Source organism: Clostridium sp. YIM B02555 (assembly GCF_022320955.1).
GTDB lineage: Bacteria > Bacillota > Clostridia > Clostridiales > Clostridiaceae > Clostridium > Clostridium saccharoperbutylacetonicum.
In genome coordinates this window covers 1-1,057 of sequence record NZ_JAKJJY010000060.1, presented here as the reverse complement: position 1 = coordinate 1,057, position 1,057 = coordinate 1, and the positions used below count along the sequence as shown (strand labels likewise).

The window sequence follows — 1,057 nt, the reverse complement described above, 5'->3', positions numbered from 1 at the left end:
GACCCTCGTTTCCTAATGACGAATTAGTTGGTATGTCTAGGCGATGAGAATTAACTCGTGGCCTAGAGCCGACCACCGACTACTATCTGGTGGCCTTCTTCTTCCCGGCGACAGTACGCTTCGGACCCTTACGAGTACGAGCATTAGTCTTAGTACGCTGACCACGCACAGGAAGACCCTTGCGATGACGCTGGCCTTGATAGCAGTTGATCTGAATCTTACGACGAATGTCTGCATCGATTTCACGACGCAAATCGCCTTCAATCTTATAATTAGCTTCAAGATAATCACGCAAAGTGATTAACTGTTCATCCGTAAGATCCTTGACGCGAGTATCCGGATTAACACCGGTCGCGGCAAGCGTTTCCTTAGCGCGAGTACGGCCTACACCAAAAATGTAGGTGAGGGCAATCTCAATGCGCTTCTCATTGGGAATATCTACTCCGGCAAGACGTGCCATTGTAATTCCTTTACTATTACGCAGGTCGTGCACCAAGTCTCCCGCAATCCTGCGGCCTGGGCCTGCGCACCCAGGGTTCAGCTTTAGCTGCGACTTAGCGCCTTATCCTTTATCTTCGCGGTGGGGATCCACTCAGCCCTGACGCTGCTTATGACGTGGGTTGATGCAAATCACCATGACGCGACCGTGACGGCGGATCACGCGGCAATTTTCGCAGATCCTCTTCACGCTAGGGCTGACCTTCATGGTTTTCCTTTGCTTGTACCTTTACTTATAGCGGTACGTAATACGACCACGGTTCAAATCATAAGGGCTCATCTCCAGCACAACACGATCTTTAGGAAGAATACGAATATAATTCTTACGCATCTTTCCAGAAATCGTAGCCAGTACAATGTGCTCGTTCTCAAGCTGAACGCGAAACATCGCGTTTGGCAGTGCTTCAACTACCGTGCCTTCGACTTCAATCACACCGTCTTTTGCCATGAGCCTCGTTCCGTTCCTTGGACGTACTACTTTACGTATCCGCCCTAGTTCAACTGGTGCTACGCGGGAAACCGCATAAGGCAAAGCCGAGAAATCCAACCCAGACACCCC

The 1,057-nt window shown here is 50.2% G+C and carries 3 protein-coding genes; all 3 read right to left on the bottom strand.

Annotated features, from left to right (window positions below; translation table 11 throughout):
• Positions 1 to 82: 82 nt before the first annotated feature.
• The 3 genes from rpsM to infA all read right to left on the bottom strand — a co-directional run bounded on the left by rpsM (position 83) and on the right by infA (position 946).
• A complete protein-coding gene (rpsM, locus tag L3B98_RS28810; RefSeq protein ID WP_004105472.1) occupies positions 83 to 460 on the bottom strand; it encodes a 30S ribosomal protein S13 in 378 nt (125 codons plus the stop codon).
• A gap of 132 nt (positions 461 to 592) precedes the next feature.
• On the bottom strand, positions 593 to 706 hold the full coding sequence (rpmJ, locus tag L3B98_RS28805; RefSeq protein ID WP_003842636.1) for a 50S ribosomal protein L36: 114 nt from the start codon (positions 704 to 706) through the stop codon (positions 593 to 595).
• 21 nt (positions 707 to 727) lie between these two features.
• A complete protein-coding gene (gene infA, locus L3B98_RS28800; RefSeq protein WP_009994478.1) occupies positions 728 to 946 on the bottom strand; it encodes a translation initiation factor IF-1 in 219 nt (72 codons plus the stop codon).
• Positions 947 to 1,057: the final 111 nt, after the last annotated feature.

Coding starts and splice junctions, on each gene's coding strand:
- rpsM (WP_004105472.1), bottom strand. CDS start 460: ATGGCACGTCTTGCCGGAGTAGATATTCCCAATGAGAAGCGCATTGAG.
- rpmJ (WP_003842636.1), bottom strand. CDS start 706: ATGAAGGTCAGCCCTAGCGTGAAGAGGATCTGCGAAAATTGCCGCGTG.
- infA (WP_009994478.1), bottom strand. CDS start 946: ATGGCAAAAGACGGTGTGATTGAAGTCGAAGGCACGGTAGTTGAAGCA.